The sequence below is a fragment of the Streptomyces sp. NPDC088246 genome, assembly GCF_044741025.1.
Taxonomy (GTDB): Bacteria; Actinomycetota; Actinomycetes; order Streptomycetales; family Streptomycetaceae; genus Streptomyces.
On the sequence record NZ_JBIURV010000039.1, the window covers coordinates 1 to 16,892 of the forward strand.

The 16,892-nt window shown below is 70.1% G+C and carries 6 protein-coding genes and 1 pseudogene; all 7 read right to left on the minus strand.

Translation table 11 applies throughout. From position 1 onward, the window contains the following. Positions 1-12,551 (minus strand): annotated as a pseudogene (locus ACIPEK_RS35690) (hypothetical protein); the annotation flags it as partial. 33 nt (positions 12,552-12,584) lie between these two features. Next, positions 12,585-12,896: a hypothetical protein gene (locus tag ACIPEK_RS35695; RefSeq protein ID WP_402004948.1), complete on the minus strand. Its 312-nt coding sequence runs from the start codon at positions 12,894-12,896 to the stop codon at positions 12,585-12,587. Next, positions 12,889-13,347: a YbaB/EbfC family nucleoid-associated protein gene (locus tag ACIPEK_RS35700; RefSeq protein WP_402004950.1), complete on the minus strand. Its 459-nt coding sequence runs from the start codon at positions 13,345-13,347 to the stop codon at positions 12,889-12,891. Before ACIPEK_RS35700 ends, ACIPEK_RS35695 begins: the two co-directional genes overlap by 8 nt. Further along, complete coding sequence (locus tag ACIPEK_RS35705; RefSeq protein WP_402004953.1) at positions 13,347-13,928, minus strand: type VII secretion system-associated protein; 582 nt, start codon at positions 13,926-13,928, stop codon at positions 13,347-13,349. The genes ACIPEK_RS35700 and ACIPEK_RS35705 overlap by 1 nt, the downstream gene beginning before the upstream one ends. 53 nt (positions 13,929-13,981) lie before the next feature. Then, positions 13,982-16,156, minus strand: a complete 2,175-nt coding sequence (locus ACIPEK_RS35710; RefSeq protein WP_402004957.1) for a hypothetical protein — start codon at positions 16,154-16,156, stop codon at positions 13,982-13,984. A 4-nt stretch (positions 16,157-16,160) separates the two neighbouring features. Further along, a complete protein-coding gene (locus ACIPEK_RS35715; protein WP_402004960.1) occupies positions 16,161-16,538 on the minus strand; it encodes a hypothetical protein in 378 nt (125 codons plus the stop codon). Positions 16,539-16,572: 34 nt separating this feature from the next. Further along, positions 16,573-16,872, minus strand: a complete 300-nt coding sequence (locus ACIPEK_RS35720) for a hypothetical protein (RefSeq protein ID WP_402004963.1) — start codon at positions 16,870-16,872, stop codon at positions 16,573-16,575. Between the last annotated feature and the right edge of the window lie 20 nt (positions 16,873-16,892).

Consider the following 16,892-nt stretch of genomic DNA (forward strand, 5'->3'; position numbering starts at 1 on the left):
TCTTCTGCCTTGGCCGCCCATGTCCGGAGGTTGGCGCGGGCACCGTCCGTCAGTTCGCCACCCAGCCAGACGAAATTCAGTTCCTTGGGGACCAGAGCCGACGGACCGAGACCGGCGCCCACGTAGTGGACCGGACCGGCAGGAGGCGCATCGCCAGCCGACACGGTCGCGGTGCTCTGGGACACAACCGTGTCGGCCGGCTGCTGCGTGATCTCCGAGTCGGCGTTGAGCAGCAGGTCGTCCGTCGCGAGAGGCACGGCGAGCCGGTACCGGTCGTCCGCCACGTGCAGCACCACGCCCGACCGCGTGTTCCCTGCCGTGTCCGTTCCAGGAGCGGCGAACGTCAGATGGTTCAGGTCCGGCAGGACGACGGTCACCGGGACCCCGAGGACACGGGCCGCGAGCAGCGCCGCCAGGTCGCCCGCGGAGTGGTTCCAGCCGGTGTCCTTGCGGTCGCCTATCTGCCCGTCGCCGGACCGCAGCAGTGTCGTACGGGCCAGCTCCAGGCGCTGGTCGGGGGTCAGCCCGGCGGCCACGGTGTCTGGGAGGCGGCTGCGCGAGGCGGCGTGTTCGGCGGCTTGTGCCTCGCTGAGCACGATTCCCGCGTCGGCCAGTTCCTGTGCGGTGAACCGCTCCTGGGGATCGATGGCGAGGAACTCCGCGAGTTCGTCGCGGTCCGCCATCAGACGGTCGGCGAGGCGTTGCCTCAAGTGCTCGACATCAGCGGCGGAAAGGCTTCTGCCCTGCGCGTGGAGCCCCAGCTCGGCGAGGAGCCCCGGGTGGGCACGCTCGACCCCGTCGAGGAGGGACCGGTGGAAACTCGTACCGAGGTCGAAGCGCGCGGGTCCGGTGGAGGGGGGCTCCAGGAGGTGAAGGACGCGGCCGTCCGGCGCCTTCAGGGCGACCGGCCGGCCCTCGGTGTCCTCGCCCTGGGTGGTGTACAGGTCGGGGGCGGACTTCGCGTCGGCCGGACGGACGTAGCCGTCGGGTTCCGGCGCGGGGTGCCAGGGGGTGACGACGCGGGGGGCGCTTCCTTCGGGCCGTGGCTCCAGAACCTGGCGCGTGGACGCGTCCACCGATTCGAAGTTCGTCTGGACCAGGGCGAGTTCCCGGTAGTCGGCCGTCAACTGTGCGACTGCACGGTCATACACCGACCGCGCGTTCTCCAGCTCGGTATCGACCGCGTCGAGCCGTCCCTCGGCCTCCGCCCGGTCCGTTGCCTTTCGGGCTCGGGCTTCCTGGAGTTCAGCGACCCTCAGGGGTGACCGCGCGGCCTGCACGGCCTCCAGCGACGACCGGTAAGCGGCGTCCGCCGTCCGCAGGCGCTGCGCCCAGCCCGCCGCCTTGGTCTGCTCCCGGCGTACGACGTCCGTGTCCGACAGCTCTCCGGCGTTGCCGAGCCAGAACTCCGTACGGGCGAGGACGTCCTCCCGTGTGACGAGGTGCGGCAGTCCGGTGAGGTCGGCGGCCGGGCCCGCGTGGGACACCGTGCTTTCCAGGGACACCGGCCCTTCGACGGCTTCGGCGAGCGGGGGGTAGCCGGCGACCGTAACAAGAGCCTGTTCGTCAGCTGCGGCCTTGGCCGGCTCGCTCCAGGTGACCGGCGGCGTATCGGAGGGGCGGGGACCGGTGATCGTGTAGTGCTCGACCGCCTTCCAGGCGGCCTCGGAGGCACCGGCGAGGCCCTGCTCGACGGTCGCGAGGTCGCGGCGATGGTTGGCCAGGTCCTGCTGGGCTTCGGCGTACCGGGAGCGGGCCGTGGCGAGCCTCTCCCGCGCCGCGGCCACGTCCGTGCCGGTGGGAGCCGGCGTCTCCAGGAGGCGCCGGAGCTCCGTGTGGAGGGAGGATGCCTCGCTGTCGAGTGCGCGCAGGCGCCGCTCGGCCGTCTCGACCTTCTTGGCGGCCGTGGTGTACTTCTTGGTCTGCTCCTTGACGGTGTCCGCAGCGGCCTCGACCTCGGGTGGCAGCAGTCCGTGCTCCCGGGCGACGTCGAACGACACCCACATCGTCACCCCGTCCTGCACCGTGTGCTCGACGGTGACCGGCGGTCGGGACCCGGGCCTGAGCATCGACGGGACGACCGGAAGGTCCGCGATGCGGTGCGATGCCTTCGCCGTCTGGAGTACGTGCAGGGGTGCCTGGATGAGTACGGCGCCGCCGGCGAAGGGCTTGAGCGTGGTCAGCGCGGAGGTGCGGCGGTCGGCGGCACCGCCCGCCGCGTCGGAGTCCGCCCAGCCCGGCACGGCGGCCGTGGTCTGGACCAGGGGCTGCGTCTGGAAGCCCGGTCCCGCGGTCATCGCCGGCATGTGCGCTTCGGTGGTGTCACCCGTGTAGGTGTCGTTGTCCATGGTCCGCCGGCTGCCGCCGAGTCCCGCGCCCGGGTCCACGGCCAGCAGCCGGGCCCGCGACAGATCGACGTCGGCGGAGATCTTCAGGGTCGCGTCCGTCCCGCCGATCGTCGACGTGGTGTCGTGCAGCGTGACGGTCAGGCTGTCGCGGATCATCTGCGGAAGGTAGGCGCTCAGCACGTCGGTGCTGATGCCCCCCTTGAGGACTTCACCGGCGGCGGTGCCGGGCCGCGTCAGTACCGTCTTCCGCACATAACGGCCATTGCTGTTCGTGGGCATCTCCGTCGCGGCGTCGGTCGTGGCGCCGCGTCCCTTGACGGCGAGGTCGACGGCGTACGCCGCGGCATCCCGGAGGACGGTGATGCCGCCGACGGTGGTGACGACGACGCTCTCCGGACCGGTGGCGAACAGCTTCCTGCCCGCCGCGTTGCGCTCCCGCAGCGCCACGGCCTGCTGCTGGTCCGGCGGAAGCAGCATCGGGCGTGCGGCTTCCCGGGGTGTGCGTGCCACCGACGGCCCGGTGGTCCGCTGCTCTGCCGTCCGCGGTTCGGCGGTCTGCGGTTCGGGCGTCCGGGGTCGGGCGAGGCTCAGGGGCAGCACCACCTCGGCGTCGCCGACGGGGTACGTGTGACTCACCACTGTCCCGTCGGGCAGCTCAAGGGTGAAGGTGACGTCGAACGTCGTCCGGCCGGTCACCACCGGTCCCTCGAAGGCCACTTGGGCGCTGACGGCGTCGGTGACCGCGTGTGCCAGGGAGGACGAACGGGTGGACCCGACCCGGTCGTCGAGGGTGAAGCCGCCGCTCCGGAGACCCGGTTGGTCCAGGACGGTGGGCGTCGCGCCGAGCCGGTAACCGGCCTCGTACCCGCGCGCCAGCTTCTCCGTGACGGTCTCCGCCGTGGACGTGGGCCGGGTGATCGTGGGCTTCACGTCGTGGCGCAGCGCACCGGCGGTGAAGCCGGACCGTTCCAGGGTCACCGTGAGACTGGCGTCCTTGGCCGGCCCGATCTTGTTCCGGGCCAGACGCAGGGAGGTGCCGCCGTTCTCCATGCCCGTCTGCAGAGCGCGCATGCCGGACGGCGACAAGGTGGTCATCTGCCGTGCCAGGCCGCCGAGCTGGTCGGCCAGCAGACTCTTGGGCCCGAGCCAGCTCTTGTGCTGGGGCAGGTCTTCCATCAGGGTGCCCATGAACCGGCTGACCGCCTCGGACATGTCGATGCGGCCGACCGTGAGCGTGGCGTGCGCGGCCGCATCGACTGCGGTGAAGAGCTGCTGGGGCGTCGGAGCGGTGAGGCCGTCGTCGAAGAGACCGGCCTTCCTCGCCTCGGCGAGCGGCATCCACACGAGCAGGCCGTCGGGGATCTCCACGACCCGGCCCTGGGGCGGCCGTCCGCGCATCAGTTCCATGGGCGCCTGGAGCAGACCGGACGGCTGGGAGCGGGCCGCGAGGTGCCAGGCCACATCGGCGCCGACCAGGACCATCGGTCCGGTGTACTGGACCGTGTGGGCCGGGTTCGCCGAAAAGGTCTCGGCCGAGGTCGCGATGCTGGTGCGCTGGTACGGCGACGCGGGGAAACCGTAGGTGCCGGAGGTCTGGAACGCGTCGGTGTGCTTGGCCCGGAAGGCCAGCAGGGACGAGATGGCGTGACTGCGGACATGGGCGACCGAGTGTCCCGCCCCGCTGGTGCCCGAGCCGATGTTGGAGAGGGCGAGGTCGCTGGAGTCGACGACGGCGAGCACGCGCGTCCCGCGCACCTGGGGCCAGGCGCTGACCGACGCGGTGATGTCGGTGACGGCCGTCCTCCCGAACAGGTCGCTGACATGCTTGCCCGTCTGCGCCGCGTCGCTGAAGTCCGCCTCGTTGCGACCGGTGGTGAACGCCTCGGCCAGCGCGCCGGAGGCGGGGGTCCCGTCGGTCCCGTAGATCCAGGAGTTGCCGGAGACGGAGCCGAGCAGTTCCTTGAGGTGGTGCACCACGACCTCGGGCGAGGTGACGCTCTGCACGGAGTGCAGGCCGCCGAAAAGGGCGTGGGGCGTCCAGTCATCCGTGGAGACGGGTTTCCCGGAGGAGAGCAGTTCGGCCAGAGCCGGGTCCATCGGCACGGACACGGGGGCCGTAACCGTCTCCGGCCGGTTGAGGGGCAGGGTGGAGGGGACGGACAGCGACGCGGGTACGGCAAGGGTGACGCGGCCGGTGACGGGGGCCGGGGCGGTCTGTCCGTCGCCCTGCCCGGTGGCCAGGACGTCGACGCTCCCGGCGGCCTGCTTCACGAACCACCGGGTGCTGAGCAGCTCGCCGGTCATGGTCCGCGCGATCTGGCGCGGCCTGGTGAAACTGGTGGCTTCGGCGGTGAAGGCCAGGTCGTACGACCACAGGTGCTGCGACCCGGAGCTGGTGATGCCGCCGTCCGGGGTCAGCGTCGGGCCGTACGTCATGCCGTAGGCGGTCTGCCTGCCGTACCGGTAGCCGATGCTCCCGGTGCCGCCGAAGCGCTCGATCCCGGTCAGTCCCACGTCGACGCCGACCGACCAGCCGTGGGTACGGGTGGTCGCGCTGTCCGCGCGGCGGGTCGACAGGACGTTGTTCGCCAGACCCAGATCGTGGTGGGCACCCACGAACTGACGGTTCGTCGCCTCCGCGCGCACGGTGAGAACGACGTACCGCTTGCTGACGGAGTCGAGCTGCTCCAGCTGGATCCGCAGTCCGGTGCTCGTCAGGCGGTCGAGGGAGCCTTCAAGCACCGTACGGGAGAGTGCCTGGCGCAGCAGATGGGTGTTGCGCACTGCGGTGTTGTACTTCCGGTCGCCGTCGACCGCGGTGTCCGGCCGGGGCGGAAGCACCAGGTCAGGGTAGGCGCGGTGCAGCCCGGCCTGGATGCGGTCGACCAGTTCGTCCGTCAGGGAGACCTGGGGCGGAACCGTTTCCGAGTCACGGGTCGCGGCGAGGTCCAGGACCGCGTGCAGGCCGAACGTCGCCGGATTCGACGGCGACAGATACGCGGGGGCGGGGGGCGCCTCGGCATCCAGGAGGGGTGCGGTGCCGTCGTCCCAGCCGGCCAGTCTGCGTGCGTCAGCCCGTGGCAACTGCACGGTGGCGGTGAGGAAGGCGCCTTCCTCGTTCGGGCCGTTCGGGTTGGCCTGGGCGGTCGCCCCGGTGGGCTCGGGCGACTCCCATGCGCCGCCCTGCCTGCGCACCTCGATCCGGAAGCGGACGTCGTAGAGCCCCGAGTGGCCGCGGCTGTTGAGCGTCCGCACGGACTCCGCCGTGTTGCCGCTGTAGCTGCTCTCCGCACGCTGGGTCGTCAGGGCTGCCGATCCCCCGATCTGGAGGCTCAGGGTGCCCGCGGGCTGGAGCAGCGCGAACTGAGGACCGGCGGAGATCCCGACCCCGGCGCCCTGGGTGTTCTTCTTCTCCGTGGTGGCGGTGGAGCGCTGTGCGTCGGCCTTCTTGACCTCGGTCTTGTCGGACGCCTGGAGCAGTGTGGCGTCGGCCGGGACCAGCCGGAGCTCGACGGAGCCCAGTGACCGGTTGCCGAGACCGGCGAAGAGCGGGGCGCTGACCACCGTCTCGCCGGAGCTCTGCGCGATCATCGTGCGCAGGCTCTCCTCGCCGAACAGATCGGCCAGTTGGTGGCGGAGGAAGCTGCCGGGGGTCGCCTCGGGAAAGTTCGCGAGCGCCCAGTCCAGCAGCCGGGTCTCCGTGGTGACGCTCAGCGGTGCGAGCAGGTGCGGCCGGGCGCCCGGCGCGAACGCGAAGGCGATGGGCAGCCGGTCCGGGATCGCCGGGTCGGTGACGCTGTCCGGGACCCGCCAGGTGACCCCGTCCTGGATGCGGTAGCGCTGCTGCGCGGCGGTGCCGGGCTGCTGCTGGTCCGGGGACAGCTCACGGCCCTTCTTGTCCCAGACGCTCGAGGACTCGACGACGATGTGCAGGTCGCTCACATGCAGATGACTGCCGTCCTTGCCGACCGCGGTCACACTGCTCTGTGCGCGGCTCTCCTGGGTGTACGTGTAGGAGGCCTCCATACGCCGTGCGCTGAGGGACACCGACCCGAACGCACCGACGGTCCCCGCGGAGGGCCCGAGCGGGACCGCCACTCCGAAGGCGCGGGAGGTGCCGAGGGTCTTGGTCTCCGTCGCACCGGGGCGGGAGCGGAGTTCGGTCTCGATCTTGACGGGGGCGTCGGTGGCCTTGGCCCCGGCGGTCTTCGACGCCTCCTTCTTCGACTCGTCGGTCTCGGACTTGTCCGTCTTGGAGGCGTCCGTCTTCGACTCGTCGGTCGTGGACGCGGCGGACTTGGACCCCTCCGCCTTCGGCTCCTCCGTCTTCGACTCGCCGGTCTTGGACCCTTCAGCCTTCGGCCCCTCCGTCTTCGAGGTGGTCGAACTGCCCTCGTTCCCGTTTCCGTCCTTGTGCAGTACGGACTCGTCCACGTCGTCCACGGCGGCCAACGCCGACGGCTCGGCGTGGCGGCGCCAGTTCCCGTAGCTCTCCATCGAGAGGGAGATCTCCCGGCGGCCGCCGTCCATGGTCGGCAGGATGAAGGTCCGGGGGCTGAGCAGCGTATGCGGACTCTGGACGAGCACGCGCTTCAACTCGTCGAGCCCGTCGGGGCGCAGACTCCATCGCCTCGCGACGGATTCGGCCAGCACGTCGGCACCTCTGATGGTGATCCGTCCGTGCCCGTGGCCCTTCATCGACTTCGGCAGCATCGCGTTGTCGTCGAACGTGACGAATTCACTGGACTGCTCCAGCGGGAGCGGATCCACGTTGTCGCTGAGCAGCGGAGGGGCGAAGGCCGCCTTCTCCACCTTCACGCCCGGGTTCTCGATCCGGCGGAACACCTCGTCGCGGCGTGCCTCCTCTGTCGTCAGGTCCGGACGGTCGCGGCGTACCCGGTACATCCGCTGCTCGTACTCGTCCGCCGAGAGCGCGTTCAGGGCCTGGTCGCGGGCCGTGGGCTGCTGCGCGCCCGACGAGCCTGCCGGTGAGGAGCCGTCACCGCCAGGGCCTCCCGGCGGCTCCTCGTTCTCCTTCACGGGGATGTCGGAGTCCTTGGGCGCGGAAGCCACGGAGTCGGCGTCGTCGTCGGACTTGAGGTCGGACGCGTCATCGGACTTGAAGTCGGACGCGTCGTCGGACTTGAGATCGACGTCGTTGTTCGGTTCGGATTCCGACATGGTCCGCGTGTCGGTGAGGGACTGCGTGTCGTCCTCGGTCTGTGTACGTACACGACGGGCGTTCGGCGACGGCAGGTCGTCCCGCTCCCGCGAGTGGAGGCTGTCCCCGTCCTTCCCCCCGGACTCCGACGCATCGTCCAGATGCCGCGGAGCCTCCATCAGCTGCTCGCCCGGCTGCACCGGAGCCCGCCTGTCCCGTTCGGAGTCGGCCGGCCGCGGGGTCTTCGCCGAGTTGCCGGCACCCTCGTCGACGTTCGTCCGGGAGACCGGATTGCGCACGGTTGCCGACGGTCCGGCATTCGACGGGCCGGACGTGTCCGTCAGATCCGTGTCTGGGACGTCCGTGCGCTTCTGCGACACGGCGTCGTCCACCTTGGGGGTACCGGGCTCATTGCCGGTCGTGACCAGGTTCCGCAGGCGTTCCACCAGCGTGCGGGCGTCGTGGGCAGCCTGTTCGCGTACCTCCTCGGGCAGCTTGTCGAGCGAGCGGTCGATACGGCGGTCGAGGTCCCGCAAGCGGTCCGGAGCACGCAGTTCCTGTTCCAGGCGCTCCTGCCCCTCACGCCTCAGCTCCGCCGTCTCGGCGTCGTAGCTGTCGAGGACCCGGTCGATGGCCTGAGGGTCGCCCGCCGCCTCGTCCAGCCTGTTCTGCCATGCGGCGCGGCGTTCGGTGCCGCGCTCCGCCCCCTCGGGGTCGCCGTCCGAGATGGCCTTCAGCCGCCGGTCGCGCTCCAGCTGTGCCATCCGGTCGAGCTGTTCCCGCTCGATGGCCTGCCTCGCCGTGTCGTCCTCGGCGTTCGCGCGCCGGTCTTCCCACTGCTGCCGCTCCTCGCGCGACATCCCGGTGTCGTCCGTACCCTCGCGCAGCCGGTCGAGCCGCTCCTCCAGGATCCGGTCATTCTCCGCCCGGGAGTCCTCGGTCCGGTCCCGGCCGGGGGTGCCGTCACCGCCGGGACCGCCGTCACCGTCCTGCGGCGGGGGCAGCGGCTCCGAGGACTCCTGCTGGTGGCCGCCCTCGCGCATGGCGTCCAGCCTCGCCCGGAAGGACGCCAGTTCGGCCTCCCTGCCGAGGGTGACCGTACGACGTTCGTACTGCGCGTCGAGGTCGCTTCCCCGCCCCGGTCCTTCGAACCGGTTCTTCCAGGTGGCCAGCTCCGTCTCGGATGCACCGAGATCCCGCAAGGTCGCGAGCCGTCGCGACGTCTCCAGCTCGGCGTCGTAGTCAGCCTGCACTCTGCGGAGATCCTCAGGGGTCGCCGCCTGCTCCCGGCGGTCCTCCCACTCGCGGAACCGCTCGCGGTCCATGCCCGCTTCTTCCGCATCGGCCCGCCGGTTGTCGGCCAACTGCTTCCGGAGCGCCTCGGGGCTGCTGTCGGCGCGGGCGCTCAGCTCGGACCCGAGGGTGCCGAGACGGTTCTCGAAGTCGTCCAGCAACTGGGTCGTCCGACGGGGATCGTTGGCGAGAGCCGACTGCTCGATGTCGAGGGCATGGCGCAGCCACTCCGTGCGGCGCATTCCCAGCTGCGCGGCCCGCGCCTCGTATCCGCCGTCCATATGACTGCGGAACTGCTGGAGGCGTTCACCGAGGCCGTGCACGGCGACGAGGTCGCCGAGTTCCCGCAGGCCGTCGGCGGCGTCGGCGTGCCTGCCCGACCGGGCGTCGTCGCGGATGCGCTCGCTCAGCTGCTGCCGTGTCTCCCTGTCGACGCCCACCCGCCGGGCATCCGCCAGCAGGGCGTCCGTCTCCCGCTCCACTTCCTTGGTCAGCCTGCGCTGCTCCGTGGGGGTCAGGCCCTCGGGCACGTCGGGCAGCTGATCCAGCCGGCTCACCGGGTCGTCGGTGAGGCTGCCCAGCTCGTCGAGGCGCGCGATCAGCGAATCGACATCGCCGTCGTTGTGCCCGTCGAAGCCGTCGCGGAAGGGCAGTTCGTCCTGCGACTCCGTACGGAGGGGATTCGGCGGGTCCTCGGTGGCCGGTCCCTTCCTGTCGCTCTCGGTCCGCTCCGTGTCCGGCCGGTTCCCGGCCGGGGGCTCGGTGCCGGGCGGGGCCTTGGGAACGTCCGGGAACACGAGGTCCGGCTCGTCCCCCGTGAAGGGCTGGGCACCGGGCTCGTTCTGCGGGACATCGGGGAACAGCACATCGAGCCCGTCCGGGGACGGCCCTGTGGGTGTCTGCTGCCGTGGTCCGCCGGGAGCGGTGCCGGCACCCGGCGCCGTTGGCACGGTCGGTACGGGGCGCGGCGGCGGTGCGATGCCGCCCGCGCCGTTGTACGGGAGGACTCCGTCGCCTTCGATACCCGTCGTTGTGCCGTCGGGCTGCAGCCCGACGGCGCCCTCCTCCTCCAGGGCCGCGCGGTACTGCTCACGGAGCTCGTCGACCCGTGCGGGGCGGCCGAGGCCGTCGGGGTCGCCCTCCCGCAGCTTCGCCATCCGTGCCGCCAGGTCGGCGTCGGAGTCCGAGTCGTCGGAATTCTGCCGGTCCTTCAGCCGGTCCAGGCGCTCCTGGAGGCGATCGAGGTCGTTCGCGGTCCGGTTTACCGGCCCGGAGTCGTCGGACCGACTGGACGACCCCACGCCCGCGCCGTCGTCGGACGTCTGCGGAAGGTCGTTCCGCGGTACGTCGGGCAGGTCCGCCAGGAGCCGTTCCGCCTCCGGTGACAGCACCGTGCCCAGCGGGGTATCGGGTACGTCCGGGAGGCCGTCCAGAAGCGTGTTCACGTCCGTGAGCTCCTGCGTCACGTTCTCGTGTACCTGGTCCGGGGAGGGCAGCGTCTCGGGTACGCCAGGGAGGCTGTTCAGCAGGAGGTCCAGCTCCGACACCGAGTCCGGCGGGACGGGGGGCTCGGGTGTGAGGGAGTTGGTGGTCGAGTCGCCGGAGTTGTTCGTCGTGTCGCTGTTGTTCGAGTTGTTGGTCTCGTTCGTGTTGTTCGTGAAGTTGCCGTCGTTCGTGAAGTTCGTGTCGTTCGAACTGGTGGCGAAGGAAGGGGCGGACGCCCCGGACACGTCGTACGGTGCGGCGTTCCCGTCGTCGTCGCTCGAGTACAGCGTCCGGCTGTCCGAGAAGTCGTCCGCGTCCAGGTAGTACAGGCTGTCGCTGTCCGAGGCGTTGTCGTCGCCGCTCCGCAGCGACACGTTGTCCGAACCGGAGTCCGAGGCCGAATCCGTGAGCGTGCGATGGTCGGCGTCGTTCCTCGGGCCGGAGCCGTCGCGCACCGTCGTGCTCGACTCCGTGCTCGGCCGCGACGCGCCGGACGGCGGCGTGGGCGAGTCGGACGAGAAGACCGGGGGGCGCGGCGGCGGCGCGGCCGGGGGGCCCGAGACCGCGTGGTGCACGGCCTGGAAGCCGTGGGCCACTCCCCGGCCCATGACGCCGCCGGCCGCGCCCGCGGCCGCGGTCCAGCCGCTGACCGTGAACTTGTGCTCGGGCCCGAAGATCAGGTTGTACATGCCCTCGGTGACCACGGCGTGGCCCGATTCACCGGCGATCTCACCGACGAAGTTACCGATCCGGAAACCGATGTTCCCTTCGATGTTCCTGCTGATGGTCTGTACGAAGGAGCCGGGCAGGTCGTGCGAGAGCGCACGCACTCCGTTCTCCCCCAGGTCCTTCACGTACGGCTTGAGCGCGTCGTCCAGCGAATGGGTCAGACCCTGCCAGTCGGCCTTGCCGCCCCAGTTCTTGACCAGCGCCTCGCCGTAGTCGCGGCCCAGGTTCCGGGCGGTCTCATTGCCGAGGGAGTCCCCGAGGTTCTTCTCGAAGGCGTTCGCGAAGTCCTTGACGACCTCCCGGCCGACCGCTCCGGCGGCCGCTCCCCTCGCGCCGTCCGCCCCCACGTGATTCAGGGATTCGTTGGTCCGGCCCATGATGTTGCCCAGGCGCTCGCCGAGCTTGCGGGCGGACTCCTCCGAGATCGCCTGGCCCGCGGCGCCCGCACCGGCCCTGCCGCTCGCTCCGGCCGCGCCGTCACCCGCGGCACCCGCCCCCTTGCCCAGGCCCGCTCCTGCGGCACCCGCGCCCTTGCCCGCACCCGCCCCCGCGGCGCCCGCACCCTTTCCGGCACCCGCACCCGCGGCCCCCGCACCCTTGCCCGCGGCACCGGCTCCCGCACCACCGGCGCCCTTGCCGAGACCGCCCGCACCCGCACCACCGGCACCCTTGCCGAGACCGCCCGCGCCCGCACCGCCCGCACCCTTGCCGAGGCCGCCCGCGGCCTTGCCCGCACCGCCGGCGGCACCGCCCGCTCCCTTGCCGCCCCCGGCCAGCCCCTTGCCCAGCACGTTCCCCGCGTCATTGCCGAGGATCTTGCCCAGTCCCTTGCCGGTCATGTTGCCGAGCAGCTTGCCGAGCCCGCCGCCCAGCAGTGCGAACGGCCCGCCGAGCGCACCGCCGATGGCGGCGAACTTCGCGGCGTCCGCGGTGAAGTTCTTGTTCCACTCCGTACGGTCGCCGCGGCCCATCTGGGTGAGCTGGAGAATCGAGTCGAGCAGCAGGCCGCCGACGAGGCCGGTGATGGTCTGCATGATGATCTGGGCCAGCAGGAACTTGAGGATCAGCACCGCCATGGAACGGAACGCGGCGATCGCGGCGGCCGCCCAGATCTCGGACAGCCCGGCCGTCACCGGCATCAGGGCCTGGGCCAGGGCTATCTGTACGACGAGCAGGGCCAGTTGGCCGAAGATCATCCACTTGGTGTACTCGATGTCGGCGGCGGTCGTGTGGGCGTTCTTCGACAGTTTGATGGCGTCCTCGTAGGCCCGCTCAAGGATGCTCTCATTGCCGTTCGTCCTCTCGACGAACTGCCGGGCGTACGTCACGAACCGCGTCGCGGTCTCGCCCTCGAAGTCCTCGTCGACGCGGCCGACGACCTGCCGCAGAAGCTCCTCCACCTCACGGAACTTCTCGGCCATCTGGCGATATTCGTCACTGACCAGCCGCAGAGTGTCCTCGTTCGCCTGCGGGAAGGGCATGCCGGTCAGAGTCTTGAGGAGGGTCGCCCATCCCTCGGAAACCTCAATCGCCATGGTGTGGTGCCGCGTCTTCGGAGTTCGGCCGGCTCAGCCGGCGGCGATGTGGTTGGCGTCGTCCTCGGCGTCGTTCAGGATGACCGAGGCGTTGTTGCCGCTGATGCCGACCATTTCGAGCAGATCGGAGAGGCCTTCGAGGCCGTACGTGAGCCCTTTGCCCGTCGAGTCGACGAACTTGTGGTACTCCTTCGCGTACACATCGTCCTTGCCGCCCGCCGTCCTGTTCTCCAGGTTGATGTGGTCGTTGAGGACGCCCAGTTCACCGACGATTTTGGAAATGGCGCCGAACTGGGTGAACCGGCGCGGGAGATCCCCCGGAACGCTCAGGGTTCCGTCAGCCATAGAACTCGTCCTCCTCACCGCGGTTGCCGGACGGCTTGCGCCCGCCGCCCAGCACCGTCTCCGTCAGCCCCTCGGGCTGCATTGCGCGCAGCGGAGCGAGCAGATCGTCGAGCTCACCACCGCCGAAGAGTCCGCTCGCCAGCTCCTCCTGACTGCCCATCAACGGCCGGACCGTGCCGCTGACCTTGGAGTTCATCTCCGTACGTGCCGCGTTCACGGTGGTCTTCAGTACCTCGGCGAGCTGGGCCCCCGGCATGGTGCGGTAGGCCTCGGTGTGGAACTTGAAGGAGAGGACCTCGCCGTGGGCGTTGACCGAGGCGGTCACCATCCGGTCCTTGGAGGTTGCCGAGGCGGACGCCCTGGCCAGTTCCTCCTGGACCTGCTGGATCTTCTTCGTCTGCTCCGCGAGGCCGGCCATGGCCTCCGCGAGCTGTTCCTGGAACGACACCATCAGTACTGCTCCTCCTTGCCTTCCGCCGCCGCTTCCAGCACGTCGACCGCGCGGGACAGATCGTCCGCGGACAGCCGTAGAGCGACGGGGCCCGTCGGGTTGAGGTACAGGTCCTGGCCTTCGGGTACGAGTGCGAACGCCTCCGAGACGGGCAGCACGCGGTGGGCGAGCGCGCCCGCCCGCTCCAGATGGGCGGGCGCGGTGAACACCGGCACCACCGGGTCGCCGTCCGGGGTGCAGGCGCTGACCGCGCCACCGCCGGGAGCGGTCAGGACGGCCAGTTCGGCCGTGACCACGGCCAGGGCAACGCCCTCGACCGGGCCGTAGCCGGTGGCCGCGAGCTGCATGGCGGCATCCACGTCATCGGTCGGTTCGGGCCAGCCGAGCATGCCCGGAGACGGCCGGTACTTGTCGTTCCGCTGCCATTCGACGATCTCGCCGTCGGCGTCGGAGCGCCACTGCCCGATCACCGCCCACAGCGGCGGCTCACCGTCTCCGCTCCACGCGGGGTCCACCGTGCCGAACCAGTGCTCGGGTGCGGTGCGCGCCGCCGCGCGGATGTCGTCGGGTACCGGCGGCATGGCGGAATCCTCGCCCCCGGGAGGTGTCCCGGCCACCTCAGCACCTGCGGAACTCATCGTCCGATCACGCCCGTTCCGGCGTCGGGCTCGGTGCCCCACACCTCTTCGTCCTCCGAGAGCCATACGTTGCGCTGCCGGTCACCGCCGTTGGCTCCGCCGCCCGGGGCACCACCGCCACCACCCATGCCCATCGGCGGCATGAGCGGCATGCCGCTCCCCGTCCCGCCCCCCGCGCCGCCGCGCCCGAGGGCGCCGAGCGACTGGGTGGACACCTTGCCCTGCGTCGGCGGGACGTTAGGGGTCGCGGGCAGCCCCATGGCCGCACGGGCCCGGTTGCTGAGCCCGGACACCACGGAGGCCGGCTCGCGGATCGCGTTGCCGTTGCTGTCGACCATCCTGCGGAGGTTCTCGGAGCCCCCCTTCGAACCGCCGAAGAGATCGCCGCTCGACGTGGACGGACGACGCTGGCCGTTCAGCAGCTCGTCGAGCGTCTTGGGATTACGGATCTTCAGGTTGTTGCTGCTTTCGGTGATGTGCTTGCCCTGCGGGTCGCTGATGGTTCCGTCGGCGTTGATCCGGGAGCCGGGCGGGACGGTGAGCTTCCCGCCGTACATGTTGGTCAGCGGCTTGCCGTCCGCGCCGATCAGGTTTCCCTGAGCATCCACCCTGGTGCCCTTGGCGACGATGACGTTGCCTTCGGCGTCGACCCGGAAGCCCCGCGTCAGGTCCCCGGAGGTGGAGCCGCCGGGAAGTGTCGGCGGTTTCGGGCCACCGGTCGCGGGGGAAATGATCTTACCTCCGGGGCCGATCGTGGAGCCGGGCGGCACGATCAGGGGCTTGCCGTCCGCGCCGAGGACCGGTTTGCCCTTGGAGTCGGTGACAGCACCGGTCTTGGGGTCGATGCGCGATCCGGCCGGAACCGTCAGGGACCCGCCGCCGCCCGTGCCGGAGGTGCTGCCATTGGGGCCGGTGACCGGATTCGGGCCGAGGCCGAGCTTGTTGGTCTTCGGTAGATTGGTGCCGGAAGTGCTGCCGCTCGGCCCGGTGACCGGAGGCGGGGCGCCGAGGTCGAGATCGCCGCCGCCCGCACCGCCGGAACCGCCTCCGGTGCCGCCGCCCGCACCGCCCGTGCCGTCACCGCCGCCGCCGAACATCTCCTTGAACTTGTTGAGGAAGTCGTCGGCGCCGCCCGTGCCACCGTCACCGCCCGCACCCGTGCCGCCGTAAAAGTTGTTCTGCTCCTCGGGCGTCAGCGAGATGGTGAACGTCGGCTTCACGACGGAGTTCGCGTCGGAGAGCTTTCCGCTTGCCTTGTCATAGGCTGTCGCCAGAGCAAGCATCGTCGGCGCGGACGCTTCATCCAGACCGGACTTGACGTTGGCGAGCCAACTCGTCTTGGCGTCTCTCTCGACGCCGTCCCAGTCGAGACCGTTGACCGTGGCGTCATGGTTCGAATCGACGGTCTTGGTGCCCATCACCCTCAGAAACTCCGCATGGAGGTGGGTGAACGGCATGGAGAGGGGTCCTGCTTCCCGGGGCTTCTGCCCCTCGGGGGCCGTCACCGTCTCCCGCTTTTCGAACCACGTCCAGGCGTTCTGCTTCAGGATGTTGATGGTGCCGGACAACTGGGTACTCACCGCTTTGAGGTCGTCCTTGATGGCGCCACCCATGTAGAAGGACTGCGTTTCCTGGAGGGAACGCTTGACCGCCAGAAGAACGGCCTCGAAGAGTTCTGCGGACTCCCCCTCGAGCTCCTCCGAGCCGTTCCCCACCTTCTCGGCCCATTCGTTGAACTTGGCCGCCCATCCGCCCGTCCACAGATCCATGTTGTGCAGAACGTCGGCCGCAAAGCTCGACTTGAGCGGATTGGCGTCCTTGTTCGTCCCGGACGACACGGAATCCAGAATAGGTCCGGCGGCTCCGGTGAAATCGCTCAACGGGCCCGGGCCGTTGCCGAATTCATCCCAGTTGTACCTGAACCCGAAAACAAGGAACTGCTTGCCTTCCCGATCGGGAAACCAGTACGCCTTGTAGCCGTCAAGCTTCCAGTCGCTGCCGCCGTCTCTGGTGGCGGTATCGGACCAGGCGCCGTTCAACTCCTTGGTGATCCATCTCTTCGATCCCGGGCCGGCCACAAGATTCCGGTCCGGAATCTTGGTGGTGCCGTCGTGAAACATGGCGAGGATGTCCTCCCACTTGGCCGGCATCCCGGGGGGCACCTCAGCCATGGTTTCACTTTCCCTTCGGGGTCAGGATCTCGGAGAACTCGTCGGCGAGGGCACCACCCATGCCTGTGGAGTCGTCCTCGGCGTCCTGGTGCTTGGTCTCCACGTCCCGCAGGCTGGCCGAGAAGTTGTTCATGAGCGTGATGGCCGTTTCGTACCGCGTACGCATACTGGCGCGGTACGTCTCCATCTGGCCCTCGAGTGCCTTCGCCTGCGGGCACTTCTCGGGGTTTCCGACAGCGAGAGGGATCTTCGATCCCAGGCTCACATAGTCCGGCTTGACCGTGAGGTCACGACGGAACGTGGGGAGTTCCTGGTTCGCGTACCTGAGATAGACGCCGTCGGTCGACTGGAACATGTCGCCCGGTTTCTCGTCACCAGCCATGCTCACACCTCACAAGTCGATTCGGTCGGTCGGGTCAGCTGCCCTGAAGGTTGCTCAGACCGCGGCCGCCGTCCAGGTCCCCGTCGATCTGTCGTGCGTGCATCCGCTGGAGAGTCGTCCGGGCGACCCCGTACTGCTCGTCGAGCTGCAGCTTGATCCGCCCCAGCTCCGCCTGGAATTCCTCCCAGGAGGTACGGGTCTGACCGCTCAGGGTGTCGCGCAGCGCGCCGAAGTTCTTCTCCATCCAGGCGAGCGCCTCCTTCATCTCCTGCTGGGCCGAGTCCATGTTCTTGACGGCGTCCAGGACCCCTTGGTGGCTGATCTTGACGGTCATGGCGGAACTCCTCGTAAGAC

Bases quoted from the DNA above. Each gene is read 5' to 3' on its own strand.
- ACIPEK_RS35695 (WP_402004948.1), bottom strand. From the start codon at position 12,896: ATGGCTGACGGAACCCTGAGCGTTCCGGGGGATCTCCCGCGCCGGTTC.
- ACIPEK_RS35700 (WP_402004950.1), bottom strand. From the start codon at position 13,347: ATGGTGTCGTTCCAGGAACAGCTCGCGGAGGCCATGGCCGGCCTCGCG.
- ACIPEK_RS35705 (WP_402004953.1), bottom strand. From the start codon at position 13,928: ATGCCGCCGGTACCCGACGACATCCGCGCGGCGGCGCGCACCGCACCC.
- ACIPEK_RS35710 (WP_402004957.1), bottom strand. From the start codon at position 16,156: ATGGCTGAGGTGCCCCCCGGGATGCCGGCCAAGTGGGAGGACATCCTC.
- ACIPEK_RS35715 (WP_402004960.1), bottom strand. From the start codon at position 16,538: ATGGCTGGTGACGAGAAACCGGGCGACATGTTCCAGTCGACCGACGGC.
- ACIPEK_RS35720 (WP_402004963.1), bottom strand. From the start codon at position 16,872: ATGACCGTCAAGATCAGCCACCAAGGGGTCCTGGACGCCGTCAAGAAC.